Origin of the sequence: Blautia glucerasea (assembly GCF_020537505.1) — a bacterium.
GTDB lineage: Bacteria > Bacillota > Clostridia > Lachnospirales > Lachnospiraceae > Blautia_A.
In genome coordinates, this window is record NZ_JAJBMO010000012.1 from 1 (window position 1) to 16,187 (window position 16,187).

The 16,187-nt window shown below is 44.3% G+C and carries 19 protein-coding genes; 2 read left to right on the forward strand and 17 right to left on the reverse strand.

From position 1 onward, the window contains the following. Nucleotides 1-55: 55 nt before the first annotated feature. The 5 genes from LIQ05_RS10955 to LIQ05_RS10975 form a co-directional block, all read right to left on the reverse strand. Complete coding sequence (locus tag LIQ05_RS10955) at nucleotides 56-616, reverse strand: hypothetical protein (protein WP_226820554.1); 561 nt, start codon at nucleotides 614-616, stop codon at nucleotides 56-58. 466 nt (nucleotides 617-1,082) lie between these two features. Next, entirely contained in the window at nucleotides 1,083-1,679 is a 597-nt protein-coding gene (locus tag LIQ05_RS10960; protein ID WP_226820556.1) for a Fic/DOC family protein, read from the reverse strand. Beyond that, complete coding sequence (locus tag LIQ05_RS10965; RefSeq protein ID WP_226820558.1) at nucleotides 1,669-1,836, reverse strand: hypothetical protein; 168 nt, start codon at nucleotides 1,834-1,836, stop codon at nucleotides 1,669-1,671. Before LIQ05_RS10965 ends, LIQ05_RS10960 begins: the two co-directional genes overlap by 11 nt. A 47-nt stretch (nucleotides 1,837-1,883) precedes the next feature. Further along, nucleotides 1,884-2,144: a Txe/YoeB family addiction module toxin gene (locus LIQ05_RS10970; RefSeq protein ID WP_226820560.1), complete on the reverse strand. Its 261-nt coding sequence runs from the start codon at nucleotides 2,142-2,144 to the stop codon at nucleotides 1,884-1,886. Further along, nucleotides 2,137-2,403 carry a type II toxin-antitoxin system Phd/YefM family antitoxin gene (locus LIQ05_RS10975; protein ID WP_226820562.1) on the reverse strand — a complete coding sequence of 89 codons (267 nt, stop codon included), beginning with the start codon at nucleotides 2,401-2,403 and terminating at the stop codon, nucleotides 2,137-2,139. Before LIQ05_RS10975 ends, LIQ05_RS10970 begins: the two co-directional genes overlap by 8 nt. Nucleotides 2,404-2,849: 446 nt before the next feature. On the opposite strand from LIQ05_RS10975, the gene LIQ05_RS10980 reads away from it, so the two are divergent. After that, nucleotides 2,850-3,629, forward strand: coding sequence for a hypothetical protein (locus LIQ05_RS10980; RefSeq protein ID WP_226820564.1), 780 nt, complete (start codon nucleotides 2,850-2,852; stop codon nucleotides 3,627-3,629). Between the two features lie 138 nt (nucleotides 3,630-3,767). Further along, nucleotides 3,768-4,103: a hypothetical protein gene (locus LIQ05_RS10985; RefSeq protein ID WP_226820566.1), complete on the forward strand. Its 336-nt coding sequence runs from the start codon at nucleotides 3,768-3,770 to the stop codon at nucleotides 4,101-4,103. 184 nt (nucleotides 4,104-4,287) lie between these two features. Here the strand turns inward: LIQ05_RS10985 and LIQ05_RS10990 are convergent, their stop codons facing one another. From LIQ05_RS10990 to LIQ05_RS11045, 12 genes are all read right to left on the reverse strand, one after another. Continuing rightward, a complete protein-coding gene (locus tag LIQ05_RS10990) occupies nucleotides 4,288-4,689 on the reverse strand; it encodes a type IV pilin protein (protein WP_226820568.1) in 402 nt (133 codons plus the stop codon). Between the two features lie 57 nt (nucleotides 4,690-4,746). Next, nucleotides 4,747-5,199 carry a hypothetical protein gene (locus tag LIQ05_RS10995; protein ID WP_226820570.1) on the reverse strand — a complete coding sequence of 151 codons (453 nt, stop codon included), beginning with the start codon at nucleotides 5,197-5,199 and terminating at the stop codon, nucleotides 4,747-4,749. A 276-nt stretch (nucleotides 5,200-5,475) separates the two neighbouring features. Next, on the reverse strand, nucleotides 5,476-6,189 hold the full coding sequence (locus LIQ05_RS11000; RefSeq protein ID WP_226820571.1) for a LytR/AlgR family response regulator transcription factor: 714 nt from the start codon (nucleotides 6,187-6,189) through the stop codon (nucleotides 5,476-5,478). Nucleotides 6,190-6,353: 164 nt separating this feature from the next. Beyond that, the gene (gene gspM, locus LIQ05_RS11005) at nucleotides 6,354-6,974 is read right to left on the reverse strand and encodes a type II secretion system protein GspM (protein WP_226820573.1); all 621 of its coding nucleotides are present in this window, start codon (nucleotides 6,972-6,974) and stop codon (nucleotides 6,354-6,356) included. Then, a complete protein-coding gene (pilM, locus tag LIQ05_RS11010) occupies nucleotides 6,974-8,737 on the reverse strand; it encodes a pilus assembly protein PilM (RefSeq protein ID WP_226820575.1) in 1,764 nt (587 codons plus the stop codon). The genes gspM and pilM overlap by 1 nt, the downstream gene beginning before the upstream one ends. A 106-nt stretch (nucleotides 8,738-8,843) precedes the next feature. After that, on the reverse strand, nucleotides 8,844-9,638 hold the full coding sequence (locus LIQ05_RS11015) for a prepilin peptidase (protein WP_318289529.1): 795 nt from the start codon (nucleotides 9,636-9,638) through the stop codon (nucleotides 8,844-8,846). A 154-nt stretch (nucleotides 9,639-9,792) separates the two neighbouring features. After that, the gene (locus LIQ05_RS11020) at nucleotides 9,793-11,007 is read right to left on the reverse strand and encodes a type II secretion system F family protein (protein WP_226820578.1); all 1,215 of its coding nucleotides are present in this window, start codon (nucleotides 11,005-11,007) and stop codon (nucleotides 9,793-9,795) included. Nucleotides 11,008-11,219: 212 nt separating this feature from the next. Next, complete coding sequence (locus tag LIQ05_RS11025) at nucleotides 11,220-12,266, reverse strand: type IV pilus twitching motility protein PilT (protein WP_226820580.1); 1,047 nt, start codon at nucleotides 12,264-12,266, stop codon at nucleotides 11,220-11,222. Between the two features lie 268 nt (nucleotides 12,267-12,534). Further along, entirely contained in the window at nucleotides 12,535-14,259 is a 1,725-nt protein-coding gene (locus LIQ05_RS11030; protein ID WP_226820582.1) for a GspE/PulE family protein, read from the reverse strand. A 133-nt stretch (nucleotides 14,260-14,392) separates the two neighbouring features. Further along, complete coding sequence (locus LIQ05_RS11035) at nucleotides 14,393-14,992, reverse strand: hypothetical protein (protein WP_226820584.1); 600 nt, start codon at nucleotides 14,990-14,992, stop codon at nucleotides 14,393-14,395. Between the two features lie 109 nt (nucleotides 14,993-15,101). After that, nucleotides 15,102-15,440 carry a hypothetical protein gene (locus LIQ05_RS11040; protein ID WP_226820586.1) on the reverse strand — a complete coding sequence of 113 codons (339 nt, stop codon included), beginning with the start codon at nucleotides 15,438-15,440 and terminating at the stop codon, nucleotides 15,102-15,104. Next, nucleotides 15,440-16,174: a hypothetical protein gene (locus tag LIQ05_RS11045; RefSeq protein WP_226820588.1), complete on the reverse strand. Its 735-nt coding sequence runs from the start codon at nucleotides 16,172-16,174 to the stop codon at nucleotides 15,440-15,442. Before LIQ05_RS11045 ends, LIQ05_RS11040 begins: the two co-directional genes overlap by 1 nt. Nucleotides 16,175-16,187: the final 13 nt, after the last annotated feature.

Consider the following 16,187-nt stretch of genomic DNA (forward strand, 5'->3'; position numbering starts at 1 on the left):
CAGTAGTCTTATTGTACTCTGAGGTATTTTCAAATTTCAACGTCTACGCTTTTTATTATACAGGAAGCTCCAATTTAGAGAAAACAGCTTCATTCTCCTTTACATACCCCTGTAATGCTGTTTTATCATTCGTTCGTTGCAAGAATCCACAAACCTGTTGCAAATCTGTTTGGAACCATTCAATGTTTTTGAAATGATACACTTCAAAAAGCAGCATTGGTTTTTCTGCAAATAATTTCTGCAGTTCCTCTGGAAAATCTTTTCCCCTAGTCAGATCGTCCATTTTGAAAGCTGATTTCCAGTGCTCCTTTCCAAAATAGACTACAATTTGAAGCACTGGATAAAAACGATCTGTCTTTTTCACTCCAGAAAGACGCTCAGGACCGTCTTTTAAATCATCGCAGTTCTTATGCTCCTTTTGTAGCTTTTTCCACTGATTATAGTAATCTATCCCTTTCTCGTGAAAAAGTCTGACTGGCATTGCATAATGCTCTAATGTCTGTAACTGAATCATAAACAAAAATTTTAGCTTCTTCCATGCCATCATAATAGATAAATCCGGCGTATTTTCTATAGCGACAACTTTGTTATTTTTCCTGTAGATATTATGTATCACTGGATTTTTCTCCACCAGATTATCTGTTGTAATAACTTGTTTGCCATGAAAGATAATTCCATTCAGAAGATCAACAATCCGCCGTGGATCCTTAAAGTACTCAATTGATGTTACGTTCTCTTCCCGCATGCACACTCCTTTCTGCATATGAAAAAGGTTACGTAAAGTCATGTGTATAATACAGAAATGAACATTTTGTACTACTATTAGTATATACATATATTTATCATATTTCAAGTATTAGTATATAAAAATATGACTTTATAACAACCGTTTCATTCAATACAAAAACATTCATAACAAATTGGAATTACCTGACCGAATGATCAGATTTAGATTTTTCTTTGGTGAAAGTAGATTAAATATACGACTTAGTGAAGGACATTGTCAATGATTAATGTAACAGCGACGGCTATTTTCTCATTTGACCGTCGCTGTATGTTACATAGAATTTCAGGGCTTCAGATTAACTTTCTGCCAATGAGCCATAGGGAACTACTGCCTTCGAAAAAATTCTAATAAAAAGAGAACTATCCGCTCTGTCAAAAGACAGTTTACTTGCTTCCAGCATTTCCCGGTGGGTAGTACAGGATAAATCAAAATCGTAACCGCATTCTAAGCAAACAAGCCTTGCAAATTCTCGCTGGGTTCTTCCATTTCCCTCCCGGAATGGATGTAATGCATTTAAATCTCCATAATTATCAGCAAAGACTCTTATAAATTCATCCCTGTTATTTTTTGCAGCTTTACACTGTGGAAAATATTTCCGAAACACAGAGTCTGCATAATCTGGAATAAATGCAGTTGCACAAAACAGATTCCCTTTTCCAATTTCTACAGTTCGAATTTTCCCAACCCATTGGTAAAGATCATGAAAAATATACTTATGAATGGCTCTTAAATGTGCGAAATCAAATTTGCCTTTAATGGGATTTTCCTGTAACTCATAAAGCCGAATCGCGGTTAATTCTTTTTCTGCCTCGGATAATTCCCGGACATCTGTGATATTTAATTTATTCTTTAGAACATTGGATCCTGGATAACAATATTGATTATCTGGCATATTTTTTGATTACTTCCTGTCTTAAAGACTCTGACGTACGTTTGCCATTGGCAACCTTAACAAGTTCGTCAACAAATTCTCTGCTAAGATACATATCTTCAATTGCCATGGTTGCGACAACATCAGTTACTCTTTTGGGCTGTTCATTTATTATCATAGCAAAATTTCCTTTTAGTGAGAGAAAGTCAGTTGTTTATATTTTTATCATTTACTATAATGATAACGACAAGCTAATATATAAACATTCTCTTCGTCAATTTTATAAATCAGCCGGTCTTTATCATTGATTCGGCGGCTCCAATAGCCGGTTAAATTGCCAACCAAAGGCTCTGGCTTCCCAATTCCGGTATTTCCATTTCTGCATATATCTTCTATAAGGGCATTGATTTTTTTGAGTGTTTTTCGGTCTTCGGTTTCCCAGTAAACATAATCTGCCCAGCCATTATCTGTAAATATTTTATTCATCAGGACCAACCTCTTTTAAATCATGGACAGACATATGCCCGGATTCTAACTGTGCCTTGGATTCCATTAACCAGTCATAATTCGCTTTATTTCCCATCACATGAAGATTTTCCAAAAGGTTGTTGTAGGATTCTTCGGACATCATTACGACGTTGCGGTTATTTTTTCTGGTAACGATCATGGTTTCGTAATCGTCAGTAACTTTGTCCATGCAGCTTTTCATATTCTCTCTTAAATTGGTGTAATTAACTGCTAACATACGAGCACTCCTTTACGTACAGTATTCTGTACTTTTATTATATGGAAGATTTATGAGAAAGTCAACGGGATTTGAAAAAAATTTAAAGAGATTTGCAAGACATAAACCTTAATTTTCTGATTGACAAGACCATTTATCAAGTCGTATACTTAACCTACTTTCACAAAAGAAAAATCTCAATCTGGTCATTCGGTCAGGTAATTCCAATTTGTTATGAATATTTTTTTATAGGTATGAAACGGGTTGTTGTGAAGTTATATTTTCGTATACTAATACTTGAAATATAATGAATATATGTATATATTAATAGTAGTACAAAATGTTCATTTCTGTGTTACGCACATGACTTTACGTGACCTTTTTCATATGCAGAAAGAAGTGTGCATGCGGGAAGAGAACGCAACATCAATTGAGTACTTTAAGGATCCACGGCGGATTTATCTATTATGATGGCATGGAAGAAACTGAAATTTTTGTTTATGATTCAGATACAGACATTAGAGCATTATGCAATGCCGGTCAGACTTTTGCATGAGAAAGGGACAGATTACTATAACCAGTGGAAAAAGCTGCAAAAGGCGCATAAAAACTGTGATGATTTAAAAGACAGTCCGGAGCGGCTTTCTGGAATGAAAAAGACAGATCGTTTTTATCCAGTGCTTCAAATTGTAATCTATTTTGGAAAAGAGCGCTGGCAGGCAGCCTTTCAAATGGACGATCTGACTAGGACAAGTTTTTTTCCGGAAGAACTGCGAAAATTATTTGCAGAGAAACCAATGCTGCTTTTTGAAGTGTATCATTTCAAAAACATCGAATGGTTCCAGACAGATTTGCGGCAGGTCTGTGGGTTCTTACAGAGAACGAATGATAAAACGGCATTACAGGAGTATGTGAAAGAGAATGAAGCTGTTTTCTCTAGACTAGAAGAAGACACTTTTGATTTACTTACCGTAATGTCTGGAATTAGGGCTATGAAACTTATAAAAAGAGATGTTGAAAGCGTGGGAGGTGGGTTTGATATGTGTAAGGCGTTTGATGATATGATGAGGGATAGTAAACGAGAAGGTAGACGAGAAGGCAAACGGGAAGGCAAACGCGAGGCAGAAGAACAGATGAGCAAATTAATTCAAAAATTAATTTCTGCTGGGCGTATTACTGATTTACAGCAGGCAAGTAGTAATAAAAAGTATCGAAAAAAATTGATGGCAGAGTTGGGGATTGCGTGAAGATAAAGCTGGGTGGTGGCTTTGAGGGCTGCCACTCTATTTGCCTGGAAATTTTATTGTGTTAAGATGAGTGAGAATCCGCGGCTTTTAGAGAGATTTCTTTTGAATTGAGTTTGTTCAATTATGGGGGGAATTGGGATGGGAAGGGCCGTGTTGGTTGCGATTAGTATTCCGATTTTTACTTCTCAGTTGGAGAAGTCTAGGGAGGCAGTTGATGCAGCTAATATCCGAGCTGGATATGCAGAATTAATGTCAGATGTTCTTACAGGAGACTACAAAACTGGTGACGGTGCAAAAACTTATTCAGTCGGACTTAAACAGCAAACAGGTGACTGGCAGAATGCAGATTTGGCTAACGGACTTAAAGAAAATATGGATTTTGACGGAACTCCAGCAAAAGACGGAACAGCAACTTTAACATATACCGCAACTCCAGAAACTGGTAAGAAAAATGTTACCGTAAAATTTAGTTAATGCCAATTAAATGATATGTTAAAAATGAACCTTGGGGTCTGACCCCAAGGTTCAATGATTCTACAGGATATTTTCATTAGAATATATAAAACTTTAATTAATCTAAAACAGCTGATTTGCCAGCAAGTCTAGTATTTATAAAGTTGTAAACAGATGATTCTTAAATGAACACAAATAAATTCAATTAAGCGACGACTTTTGCAGTCCACTGTTTTCCAGTTGCGTCTTCATCAAATGCAAAAGTAACTGTTATTTCACCAGCGGTACCGTCTTTTGCTGTCAAAGTAGAATCTAGATTAAATGGAAGTTCAGTTCCTAAGCCACTAAAGTTGTCAGATTTTTTTCCTTTTAAAGTTACCTGCTTTGGAATGGTAGTATCCCCAGATGTGCCGGCTGTTAAATAATCAGATGCTGCCTCAGCATAAGCTGCTCGAAGATTCGCAATAGAAACGGCATCCCTACTCTTCTCCAACTGGCTATTAAAAATCGGAATACTAATCGCAACCAACACGGCGATAATAGCTACAACAATAAGCAGCTCAGCCAATGTAAAACCTTTTTTGTTCTTTTTCGCTTTCTTAAACATTTTAAAGCCTCCTATTAATTATTTTTCATTTTTAAGATCTCGAAGCATCTCGGATTTTCAGTTGTCGGGAACGGCGATTTTGATGATTCCTTTGTCACCGTCGAGCTGAAATTTCAAGTAGCCGCCTACAGAATCGATCAGGTCACGCATCTTAATGATTCCCTTATCGAATTCCCGGATCATGCGGTCCTCACAGGAATACTGAATCTTGATCAGTGTCTGCTCCTGCATGTCCCGGCAACGGATTCTGATGTAGCGTCCCCGCGGGGGTGTGGTCTCAACACAATTTGATTTCGCTGTATCAAGGGCCATGCTAACTATCTGGCAAAGTCGATTACCTGATCGATTTTCCTTAAGCTCCTGAACCTCGGCAGATGTCCAGATATCGTCTGCTTCTGCTTCTGCTGTAAATCTGTTTAACACTTCATTCATCTCAGGATAAGATGTAAAAAAGCATTTGTTCTGTCTCTGATTCATTCCATCGATGGCATCTAACTTTTGCACTGCCACTATCCGTCTCGCTCCTTTCTCTTAGGATGTGTTTATTATATCAATAATTTTCTAATTTGTATACATAATGTCGATTATAGCAACATTTTTGTCAAAATTGGTTTTTCCCTGTCATTTTTGACATAAGTTCTGTAACTTTTGACATTTTATACCAGGAATGCCGCACCTCGTCTAGAGAAATATCTACATTTGAATTACTCCCGAAAAAAAGAACATATGCCAAAATGATTTCTCACTTTAACACACGCCCTTGATTTTTTTCGTATTTATTTGTTCTCACAGCTTCTCAAACATATAATCATAATAAACTTCCCGTGCCGCCCGCTGGTATTTCCTGGAGATGGGGATCTCATGGGACTGGACTACAAACTTGCTGGCGTCCATTTTTTCTACAAAGTACAGGCTGATGATGTAACTCTGATGACACCGGAAAAACAGTCTGCCGGGGAGCTGCTGTTCCAACTCGTCCAGCTTTGCGTAGCTCTCCATGCTTCCGCCGTCCTCCATGTGAAGGATCACCTTTCGGTTGGCGCTTTCCATATAGAGAATGTTGCGGCAGTAAACACGGCGGTAGCTGCCGCCTGCTTCTTTCAGCATAAGGGAAGCGCGCCGCTCCATATTTGGCTTTTGCCAGAAAAAGGTGATGCAGTTATGAAGCTCACTTACATCAAATGGATACAGAAGATACCCGGTAGCAAACACGGAAAAGGCCTCCGCGTAATATCTCTGGGAATCTGTGATGAAGCAGATCATCACTTTGCGGTTCCGGGCGCGGATGTTTGCTGCCAGCTTCAGACCATCCCCCTCGTGACGGATGGTGGTGTTCAGAATCAGAATATCAAAAGAAGAAGCGTCTTCGTTTAGATTTTCCAGATAGTCATATTCATTTGTAAATTCACTCACCTGAATATCCAGATTCGCACCCATAAGGCCAGCGCGGATGTATTCTCTGTGTTCTTTTGACTTTTCCACAATTGCTGCCCGCAGCATGATACGTTATCCCCCGTAATCCACAATTTTATAGAATGATACATGTGCACTAAATTCGAAAATATTCTGTGCTTACAACGTATGCTCTTTAACTTGAAACATTCCAAGCGAGTCAAAGCACGATTTTGGACTAATTATTTTAGCAACTATGAGACGTTGTAAAATCAATAGCTGCTATCCACTGCCTGCCCCGCAGCCGCAGATGTATCCGCCGGAAGTCCGCTGTCCGCTTTTCCGCCCTGCATGGTCTCATAAAAGGTAGCTGTGACGCCTACATTCACGCTTCCAGTCTCCAGATTGTCATCCCCTGCCACGAACCGGAGATCACTTACGATGCATCTCCACTCTCCTGTGCAAAGACTATTCACCAGGTCTGCTGCCTTATTATAATCGGAAGCTGAAAAAGTCAGGCTAAAGGACCGGCGGATCAGGTCTCCGTCCCTGGTCACATCGCTGAAACTGATATCATATGTATTTGCATCCTGAAGAAGCTGGTTCAGCTCGTCCAGCTCTGCCTTGGAATTGTTGTAGCTTCCCATTTTTCCCAGGCTGCCTCCCTGCTCGATGGAATCCAGCTCGCTCTGCATTCTGGACAAAGAAGCTGCCTTAGTCTGAAGGAGCATCATCTCTGTACTCAGCTCCTCCTGCTGGCTTTTTGCCTCATTAATGGCGGTCCGGATAGGCTGGTCTACTACCAGATAATAGCCCACCGCCAGAAGGATCAAGGTCAGCACCAGGAGCATAATTTTTTCTCTTACCGTAAAATCACGGCTCATTATCTTCATTACTGTGCCCCTCCTTCTGTACCATCCTCAAATCCATCATCTGCTGTGTCTGCGGCTGCATCTGCATCTGTATTTTCCGCCGCAGCGCCGGCTTCATTCACATCTGTACTTCCGTCCTGTTCCTGCACTGTCAGCGGATCCAGCAGATAAATCACGATCTGTCCCGTAACCTTATCCGCAGCTGCCTCCGCCTCCGTGTTTCCATCGGTAACTGCAGTCATCACATTACAATAATCCACGATCGGCTCCTGCTCCAGTTCCTGGACCAGGCTGTTAATATCGGAAAGGTTTTCTCCTGTCACCGGCAAAGACAGCTGATTTCCGCTTACACTCCAGCTGCTTACCATCACCTTCGGGAAAATAATATCCGTCATCAGCTTCAAAACCTCCGGACGGTTCAGAAAACTGAGCTCGTCCCCTGTCAGGCCCTGATATGTATAATGTGCATACGTCTCCTGCAGATCTCCAAAGCTGTCGATATATGCCGTGATATCATCCACCTGCTGCTGCATCTGGGAAACAGCGCTCTGGGCCTCGCTCATCTGCACCAGCCGGTCTGCAACTGCCACTTTTCCGATCACCCCGGCCACCACAACAATACCGCCGATTGCCGGAACCGCAACCCAATAATGCTTTTTCTTCTGCCCTGCAAGTGCCAGGTTGATCTGCTTCTTCGGCGCCTTCGCAGTACGTCCAAGTGCTGTACCAGCTGCGAGCATCCAGAGAGACGGTGCCTCCGAAACGCGTCCTCCGCCCAGTCCGTCCATGAGCTCGCTGGCATCATGAATGGTCACGTCCAGATTCTCCTTTAGGCTCTCTCGCATACTCTCAATGGATGCACCGCCACCACAGATGTAAATATCCTCCAGGCGGCTGTCCGGATTACTGAACTGATAGAAATTCAGCGCTCTCATCAGCTCTACACTAATCTGGGAAAAAGCATCCTGGCAGATCTCGCTGTTCACACAGTCCTCGTGATTGGTCAAAAGCCAGGTGTGCGCCAGATGAATGTCAATATGCAGGCTGTCTGCAAGCAGCTCTTCCACCTGCTCCATGCCCCGCTCGATAATACGGGTAACCTGGTGCCGGTCTCCTTTGAAGATCAGAAGACGGCTGGAGGTGCTTCCCAGATCCAGGATTCCGTATTCTTTGTCAGATTCCTCCTTCAATTTATAATGAAGAAGGTTTTCGCAGGCAGAAACCTCCGGTGCTGCAAAAGTAAGCTTCAGGCCAGCCTTCCTTGCCATAAGGCGAAGGTCATCTATGGCCTCAAGAGGGGCTGCTGCAGCAAGGAGCTCCATCTCGCCCCGCCTCTCTTCTGAATCCTCAGCCTTCTCATCCGGCTTTTCTTCGCCCTTTTTCTTCTTAGGCTGCTTTTTCGGCTTCTTCGCCTTCGGCAACTCCTCCGCGGAACCCCAGGAATAGTCGAACACATATTTTTTCAGTTCATCTGTAATATAATCACGGAATTCATAGGGAAGATTATAAACCAGCTGATCTGCCGTCATCTCCGGCATGGTCACATTTCGGAGAAAGCAGACTCCTGAAGACACCACAACAGCCGCTTCTTTGCAGCGGATCTTGTTTTCCTTCATGGTTTTGCGGATAAGTTCTCCTGTGGTCTCTACAGAAACGATCCTGCCTTCCTTCAAAAGGCCCTCCGGCATCTGCACAGAAACCGCCTTCTGAATGGTTTCTCCTTTCATGAGCACCAGTTTCAGCTGATCCTTACCTATATCAATTCCAAGACATGATTTTGCCATATTTTTCCTCTCTCTATGTCTCTATCTTGTTTCATTCTTTTTGGACAGGCAAAACTCCCACTGCGTTTTTCGTTTCCGCAAGCTTTCTGCCCTTGCATTTCCTAATTCACAGCAGTCCCATATACCAATTCACCAATCCATCCCCGTATAGCAGCATGGCATAAAAGGCCAGCGCAATGGCAGGTCCGAAGGGGATCTGAGGTCCGTTTCCCTCTTTTCCCCGCTTCTGTACCAGGCCTGTAATAAGACCAAGGATGCAGGAGAAAAACAGGGCAAACAGAGACGCCGCCACTCCCAGGTAAAGGCCCATTACCACGAAAAGCTTCAGGTCGCCGCCTCCCATGGACTCTTTTCCAAGGATTTTATCAAAAAGCAGGACCAGGGCAAGAAGAACGGCTCCGTAACCCACTCCCGAAAGCACATGATACAATACATCCATTCCACTCATTCCCACAAACGGGATTGCCGCGAACCAGGCGAGCACCGGGATCAGCACGCATCCATTGGGGATCTCGAAGATTTCCAGATCCACCAGGGAAAGGCAGAACAGACAGCAGGCCAGCACCATATTGCGCACAAACTCCGGGGAAAGGTCGAACCGAAGAAGGGTAAGTACGCTTACCAGGGCAAAAAACAGCTCAGTAAGCATATATCTGGAGCTGATTTTTGTTTTACAATAACGGCATTTTCCGCCGAGGAAAATCCAGGAAAAAACCGGGATCAGATCCAGGAAGCCCAGCACATGGCCGCAGCTTGTACAATGGCTTCTTCCTTTCACAAAAGATTCTCCGTGGGCGATCCGCCACGCCGCGCAGTTGAGAAAGGATCCCAGCACCGCGCCAAAAACGCCTGCTAACACACAACAGTATATCATAAAAAAGGTATCTTCATATATAGACATTTTAATTTTTTACCTGTTTTCTACTTAATTTACAAATTTTCTCAGTTATGAGAGTCACAACTAACGTTCTATAGCACTTCTTACTGTACACAACAACACGCTTCACGATGTACAGAAAGTCATGTTTTGCATAATTTCGCCAATTCTTCCTCTATTACATAACGCTGTACATCTGGAACATAGCAATATAAACAGCCAAAACAATATAACCTGCAACCACCGCCATGAAGATCAGCAGGGTTGGCTCCAGTTTTTTTAGAACATCCTGTACTGCCATGTCAAGTTCCGATTCATAATAACCGGAGACGGTATGTAAAGTGCCTTCCAGCTCACCGGTTTCCTCACCGACAGCGGTCATATCCACCAGAATATCCGGCAGGCAGTTTGCCTCGCGCATACACTCCCCGAGAGTGTGTCCCTCTTCCAGACGGGAAGTCATTTTTCCAACGCTCTGGCTGATGTAGTAATTGTTGATAACCCTTGCGGTGATGCTGACAGCTCTTGTAAGCTGCAGACCAGCACCGATCAGGGTAGTCAGGTTAGCCGCAAATTCACTTGCTGCGCTGAGAAGGGTCACATTTCCAAGCACTGGAAGCTTCAGCGCCAGCTTCGCCACGTTCATACGGCCTTTTTCTGTATTCGCATAGAGCTTAAAAAGGATGACGATGGCGGCGATCACAACAATGATCAGCAAAATATATTTCTGGAAAAAATTGGATACCCAGATCAAAGACTGGGTGATCAGCGGCAGCTCCGCATCATAGGATGCGAAAATGTCCATAAAGGTCGGCACAACCTTTACCATAAGGACGATTACAACGCAGACTGCAAGGGCAAGGACGAACACCGGGTAGATCAGGGCATTTCGCACCTTGGCGCGCATTTTTACCTGCTTGTCGTAATGCTGGTACATGGTCTCGAAGGCTCTGGCCAGGTTACCGGACTCCTCACCGGCACGGATGGTCTCAATAAAAACAGCTGGGAGAAGCTTGCCTCCCCGCTCCTGGAAGCTGGTTGCCACGCTTCGTCCTGCCTCTACGTCCTCCGCAACTTTTTTCAAAATACCTTTCAGCTTTTTGTCTGTCATCTTATCGCCGATCAGCCGGACGGTACGGCCGATTGGGATACCGGACTGGAGGATAATGGAGAACTGGGCACACATCAGGGAAAAGGCTTTGGCGTTCAGACGGTTGCCGCCAATTTCCATATTCAGAAGCCCGGGCTTCTTCTCTTCCACTTCTGTAAGCTTCAGAACAATATCGCAGTCCTGTTTGATACGGTCAACCGCGTCAAACTCGTTGAAGCCTTCTACCACGCCGGAGACTTTTACTCCGTCCTTGGAGATGGCGGTATATTTGTAGGTTGCCAATTCTTGTCCACCTTTCTTACGCAGATTATCTTTGCCTTACTGCGCTTATTCCAACTAATGTCGTTTCCGAATTGTTTTTGCAACAAATAATTTTCGAAAATCAGATACAACTCTATATTTTACTATTTATAGCCAATGCTCTGCAAAATACTTTATAAGCAAAACAACAATAGTTCTAATGAATCGCCCTTCTACTTGTTATTATCACATATTTACGCGTTTTTCTTCACATACGCCTGATCGTGGCTATACTCCACTGCCACAGCTTTGTCCACCTGTCTGGACCTTACCAGACTTACCAGGGACTGATCCATGGTCTGTCCGCCGATGGCAGCGCTGGTGGCAATGGCGTTGGCAATCTGCGGGGTGTTACCGCCGCGGATCATGTTTCGGATACCGTCAGTAACTACCATAACTTCACTTGCCAGCACACGGCCGCCCATTTTTTTCTTCACAAGCTGCTGGGAAATAACTGCCATAAGGGTCATGGAAAGCTGCAGACGGATCTGGTTCTGCATGCCTTCCGGGAAAACCTGCACCATACGGTCAATGGCATCAGAGGCGCTTCCTGTGTGCAGGGTTCCGAATACCAGATGTCCTGTCTCAGCTGCGGTAATGGCGGTCTCAATGGTATCCTTGTCTCGCATCTCACCAATGAGGATTACGTCAGGGTCTTCTCGCAGGCTGGCACGAAGGCCTTCGGAAAAGCTTGCGGTGTCTTTGCCTACTTCACGCTGGTTGATGACGCACAGATCCGGGGTATAAACATACTCGATTGGGTCTTCCAGAGTTACAATATGGTTCTTTCTTGTGTGGTTGATCTCATCCAGCATGGCTGCCAGAGTGGTAGATTTACCGGAACCAGTTTCTCCAGTTACCAGGACAATTCCTTTGTGGAGTTTGGTAAATTCCAGGGCTGACGGAGGCAGACCAAGGGAATCCAGTCTTGGGATGGATTCGCTGAGGAGACGGATGGCTGCGGATACTTTGCCCTGCTGTTTGAATACATGGCATCTGCAGCGGATTCCGTGGAGTTCACGGGAAAAATCAAGCTCTCCCGTGTATTCCAGTTTCTCGTACATGGCGTCTTTGGCAAGCTCCTGGCAAAGGGCTTCACAGTCCTCTTCTGTCAGGCGTTCGTCTGCCATGTTTTCCAACTGTCCGTCCAGGCGGTATTTGGGCGGCAGGCCGCATACCAGATGGATATCGGAGGCGCCGTTTCGTTTGGCTTGTTCGGTTAAGTCTTCTATATTGTACATAGTTTTAGTCTCCTGACTTTTTTATTTTGTGTTAAAAGTTCGCCTAAAAGGGACGCATTTGAACAATGGGTATTACTCACTCGCCGGCGCAACGCTCCAGCAAACTAATCGCTAACTGCGACTAATACGTTCGGGAAAGCCCTCACGCATAAGTCTTCGTAAGCGCTGGATTTCGCCTACGCTAAGAACGCGCCTGAAATGGCTCGCTAGAGCAATACCCATTGCCCAAATGCTGTGTACTGGCTGAAACTCCAGCGCACAAAACAGATTACTCTTCTTCTGCAGTCTTCATATCCCCAGTTTCATAGATCACTCGCTGCACTTCTTCCGCAGTGGTAATTCCGGTTTCCACCAGTTCGACAGCATTTGCGCGCAGGGTTTTGAAATCGCTTCTGTCGCTTGCCAGTTCTTCCTCAATGGCTGGTCTTCCTGCCTGCTGGGAAATCAGAGGGCGGATTTCCGGCGTGATCTCCAGGATCTCGAATACACCGATTCGGCCGCGGTAACCTGTGTTAAAGCAGTCAGCGCAGCCTTCACCGCGATAGAAAATGTGCTTATGTTCGGTGCTAAGACCAAGGCGTCTTACTTCCTCGTCCGTTGCCTCGTAGCTTTTTTTACATTTCGGGCAGATCCGACGGACAAGCCGCTGGGAAATAACAGCGCGAAGAGCGGTGGCGATCAGATATGGCTCAACGCCGATATCCACCAGACGCTCGATGGTTCCTACCGCATCATTGGTATGGATTGTGGAAAGCACAACGTGGCCTGTGATAGCGGCACGCATACTGATCTGGGCAGTTTCGCCGTCTCGGATCTCTCCTACGGCAATAATATCCGGGTCCTGACGCAGAATAGCACGAAGACCGTTGGCAAAATCCATTCCTGTTTTTTCATTGATCTGTACCTGGTTGACACCGTCGATATTGTACTCTACCGGATCCTCCAGGGTTACTACATTCACTTCTTCGGTATTCAGCTGGGAAATCATAGTATTCATAGTGGAAGATTTACCACTTCCGGTAGGTCCGGCGATCAGGATAACACCACTGTTGCAGTGAATGGCACGCTGATATTTCTTCAGGTTGTCCCCGATCAGACCGATGGAATCCGGAGTCAGGTAGCCAGCCCTTTTGTCAAGAAGACGGGCAACAATTTTTTCACCGTATACGGTTGGAAGGGAGTTGACACGAAGGTCGTACTCTCGCTTTTTGTTCTTGACATTGAAACGTCCATCCTGTGGAATACGGCGCTCTGCAATGTTCATTCCACTCATGATCTTCAGACGGGAAATAACGGAGTTCTGCAGGTTCTTGGGAATTGTCAAAATCTTACGGAGCACACCGTCAATACGCATGCGCACCTGCAGCTCTTTTTCCTTGGGCTCAATATGAATATCGCTGGCACGCTCCAGAATGGCACGTTCGATAATGGAGTTTACCAGTCGGATGGTCGGCGCGTCGTTTATGTTGTCGTTAAGGATGTTTCCTGTAAACTGTGCCTCCTCCAGATTTTTATCTTCTGTTGGAGCCTCACGCTTCATGGCCTCAATGGCTCTTGCGGCACCCTCGTTTCCATAAAGTACCAGAATGGCATGCTCCACACCCTCTGCGGTGGCGATCATCGGCACAATTTTCTTACGGACCGCCTTCTTAACCTCCTCGATTGCATAGAAGTTCATGGGGTCGCTCATGGCAAGGTAAAGCTCATCCTTCTCAATGCGCACCGGCACTACCTGGAACTGTTTCGCAATATTTTTCGGAACAGTCTGTGCCATGGAAATGGGAATCGTAGTTTTCGAAAGATCTATGTATTCAATACCGAGCTGGAGACGAAGGGCCTCAATCAACTCCGCCTCTGTGATGATTCCCGCAGAAATAAGGGCCGCACCAAGTCGTTCCTTGGTCTCCTTCTGTCTCTGCAGTCCCATGTCCAGCTCTTCCGGGGTAATGGTACCCGCCGCAATCAGCAGGTCTCCAAGACGTTTGTATGCCATTTGGGTGTCTCTCCTTTGTGTTTAGAATCGGTGTATGATACCTATTAAAATCTATATAAATTGCAATTGTTCTTTTTATTATTGAATGAATTACAACTGTTTTCTTTTTAATTATTTTTCTTGTTATTGGTTTTTAATCCTGGTTTAGCTTCACTGTATTTACCGGCATCACCTGAAATCTATTGGTAACAATCTCAGCGTCTTTATCCATGATCTGAAGTTCTACAAAAAAGATATTGTTGCCCTTGTCATATGTTACCGTGCTTACCCGCGCTTTCAGCCCAAAGGAACTGTAGCTTGCAGAAGAGATCAGCTTCTGCCAGTAAAAAGAGCCATCTTCTGCCATTAATTGAACCGCAATTTCTCCCCCGGCTGTCTCATCTGCTTTATTTCCATCACTGTCTACCGTTGCGAATGCACTTTCTGTTTTTCCATAGGTAGGACTAAAATATTTCAAAACGGTTGTTCCATCTGTGTCTGTATTCACGCTTGTAGTATAACGCAGTTCTTTTTCGATTACATTTGTTAAAGTGGAGCAAAGCTGTTTGGCATGGGACCTGGTCATAGATTCGTTATACATCCGGGTTGCAAAGGTCATTCCCTGCGTCATTACCTGACTGGCCAAAAGCAGAATAACCGTTGCCGCCAGCAGTTCTCCAAGAGAAAAGCCCCGCCTGTCAGACAGCTTTTTTCGTATTAAGTTGATCAATCTGTTTTTGGCTGTATTTCTCATTGCTTTTCTCCTGTAAAAATGCTTCTGTCCAGTCAGGTCCATATCCAGGAATTCGCTCATGCAAACATGGTTCATTCCTGGCTGCTGTCCGGAACTTTCCGGGTAAATGTTACTGTGCTTTGTAATAAATGTAGCTTTTTCCAGAGCTGTTCTGGGACTGGTAAAGGGTTACCGGGAGCTCTGCTGCTATACTTCCGGTGCCTCCTGTTGCATTTTCTTCTGAAATGATCACTTTCGCCGGAGCAGTCCCTGTTGATATCGCAGTTCCTGTCTGAAAGGAAGTGTCTGTATTATCAGCCTGTTTATTGACACGGGCGGCAGTTACCACTGCCCCGGCCAGCATCAGCACGGCCAATGACAAGACAATCATGGTGACAAGTGTCTCTGCAATGGTTTCACCGGCTTTGCTGTGTAATTTCTTTTTCAGGTTTAAATCTAGTTTTCTCATTATGAATCTCCCAAAGTACGCTCTTCATCACCGTAGAAAATGTCTTTTGCTTCCCAAAAGTATTCATACCTGGTAACAGCAATACGTTCCGAATCTGTAGTTTCGTTGTTGGATTTAAGTTCCGATTGCACCTTGCCAGTCAGACTAAGTATCACATGGCTGGAATCAGTTCCCGTACCGGTACTCAGCTTTATTACCATGTCATAGGTTACTTCATTTTCTTTTCCAGCCTCACTACTTTTTTGGGGTTTAATTGTCATTTCTGCATTTATCTTATCCAGTTCATTAAACTGTGTGAAAGCCTCTGCAGTTCCACTTCCAGAATTTGATAAGATCAGTTTTTTCGTAACAGTAAAATCTGGTGAAGCTTCATTGTAGATTTTTCCATCAGCTTCTTTCATGTAGCCTTGCAGCATTTTTGCAAAATTTCCAGACGGCTCTTCCCAGGTTTTGGTTGTCTTTGAAGTATCTGTAGCATTGTTACTTTTTCTTACTTCTACCTCCGCCCACAGCTTTACATTCATAATAGAATCCCGTAAAAGCTGCGCCGCACTGGTACAGGCCAGCTGGTTCTGCTCAGATGCCCGGTCTGAGGCCACCGTTTTCACCGTAGTCACGGCACCTTCCAGTATTGTCACGCTGAGAATAGATGCCACCAGGAAAAGCAACAGTCCAAAGAAAATGGAGGTACCTTGTTCTGATCGCAGTTTTTCCTTTATTCTTCTTTTCAGCATTTCAAGGCACCCC

Coding starts and splice junctions, on each gene's coding strand:
- pilM (WP_226820575.1), bottom strand. CDS start 8,737: ATGGCAAAATCATGTCTTGGAATTGATATAGGTAAGGATCAGCTGAAA.
- LIQ05_RS10965 (WP_226820558.1), bottom strand. CDS start 1,836: ATGATAATAAATGAACAGCCCAAAAGAGTAACTGATGTTGTCGCAACC.
- LIQ05_RS10990 (WP_226820568.1), bottom strand. CDS start 4,689: ATGTTTAAGAAAGCGAAAAAGAACAAAAAAGGTTTTACATTGGCTGAG.
- gspM (WP_226820573.1), bottom strand. CDS start 6,974: ATGAAGATAATGAGCCGTGATTTTACGGTAAGAGAAAAAATTATGCTC.
- LIQ05_RS11000 (WP_226820571.1), bottom strand. CDS start 6,189: ATGCTGCGGGCAGCAATTGTGGAAAAGTCAAAAGAACACAGAGAATAC.
- LIQ05_RS10980 (WP_226820564.1), top strand. CDS start 2,850: ATGATGGCATGGAAGAAACTGAAATTTTTGTTTATGATTCAGATACAG.
- LIQ05_RS10975 (WP_226820562.1), bottom strand. CDS start 2,403: ATGTTAGCAGTTAATTACACCAATTTAAGAGAGAATATGAAAAGCTGC.
- LIQ05_RS11040 (WP_226820586.1), bottom strand. CDS start 15,440: ATGAGAAAACTAGATTTAAACCTGAAAAAGAAATTACACAGCAAAGCC.
- LIQ05_RS10970 (WP_226820560.1), bottom strand. CDS start 2,144: ATGAATAAAATATTTACAGATAATGGCTGGGCAGATTATGTTTACTGG.
- LIQ05_RS11030 (WP_226820582.1), bottom strand. CDS start 14,259: ATGGCATACAAACGTCTTGGAGACCTGCTGATTGCGGCGGGTACCATT.
- LIQ05_RS11045 (WP_226820588.1), bottom strand. CDS start 16,174: ATGCTGAAAAGAAGAATAAAGGAAAAACTGCGATCAGAACAAGGTACC.
- LIQ05_RS10960 (WP_226820556.1), bottom strand. CDS start 1,679: ATGCCAGATAATCAATATTGTTATCCAGGATCCAATGTTCTAAAGAAT.
- LIQ05_RS11035 (WP_226820584.1), bottom strand. CDS start 14,992: ATGAGAAATACAGCCAAAAACAGATTGATCAACTTAATACGAAAAAAG.
- LIQ05_RS11025 (WP_226820580.1), bottom strand. CDS start 12,266: ATGTACAATATAGAAGACTTAACCGAACAAGCCAAACGAAACGGCGCC.
- LIQ05_RS11015 (WP_318289529.1), bottom strand. CDS start 9,638: ATGTCTATATATGAAGATACCTTTTTTATGATATACTGTTGTGTGTTA.
- LIQ05_RS10985 (WP_226820566.1), top strand. CDS start 3,768: ATGGGAAGGGCCGTGTTGGTTGCGATTAGTATTCCGATTTTTACTTCT.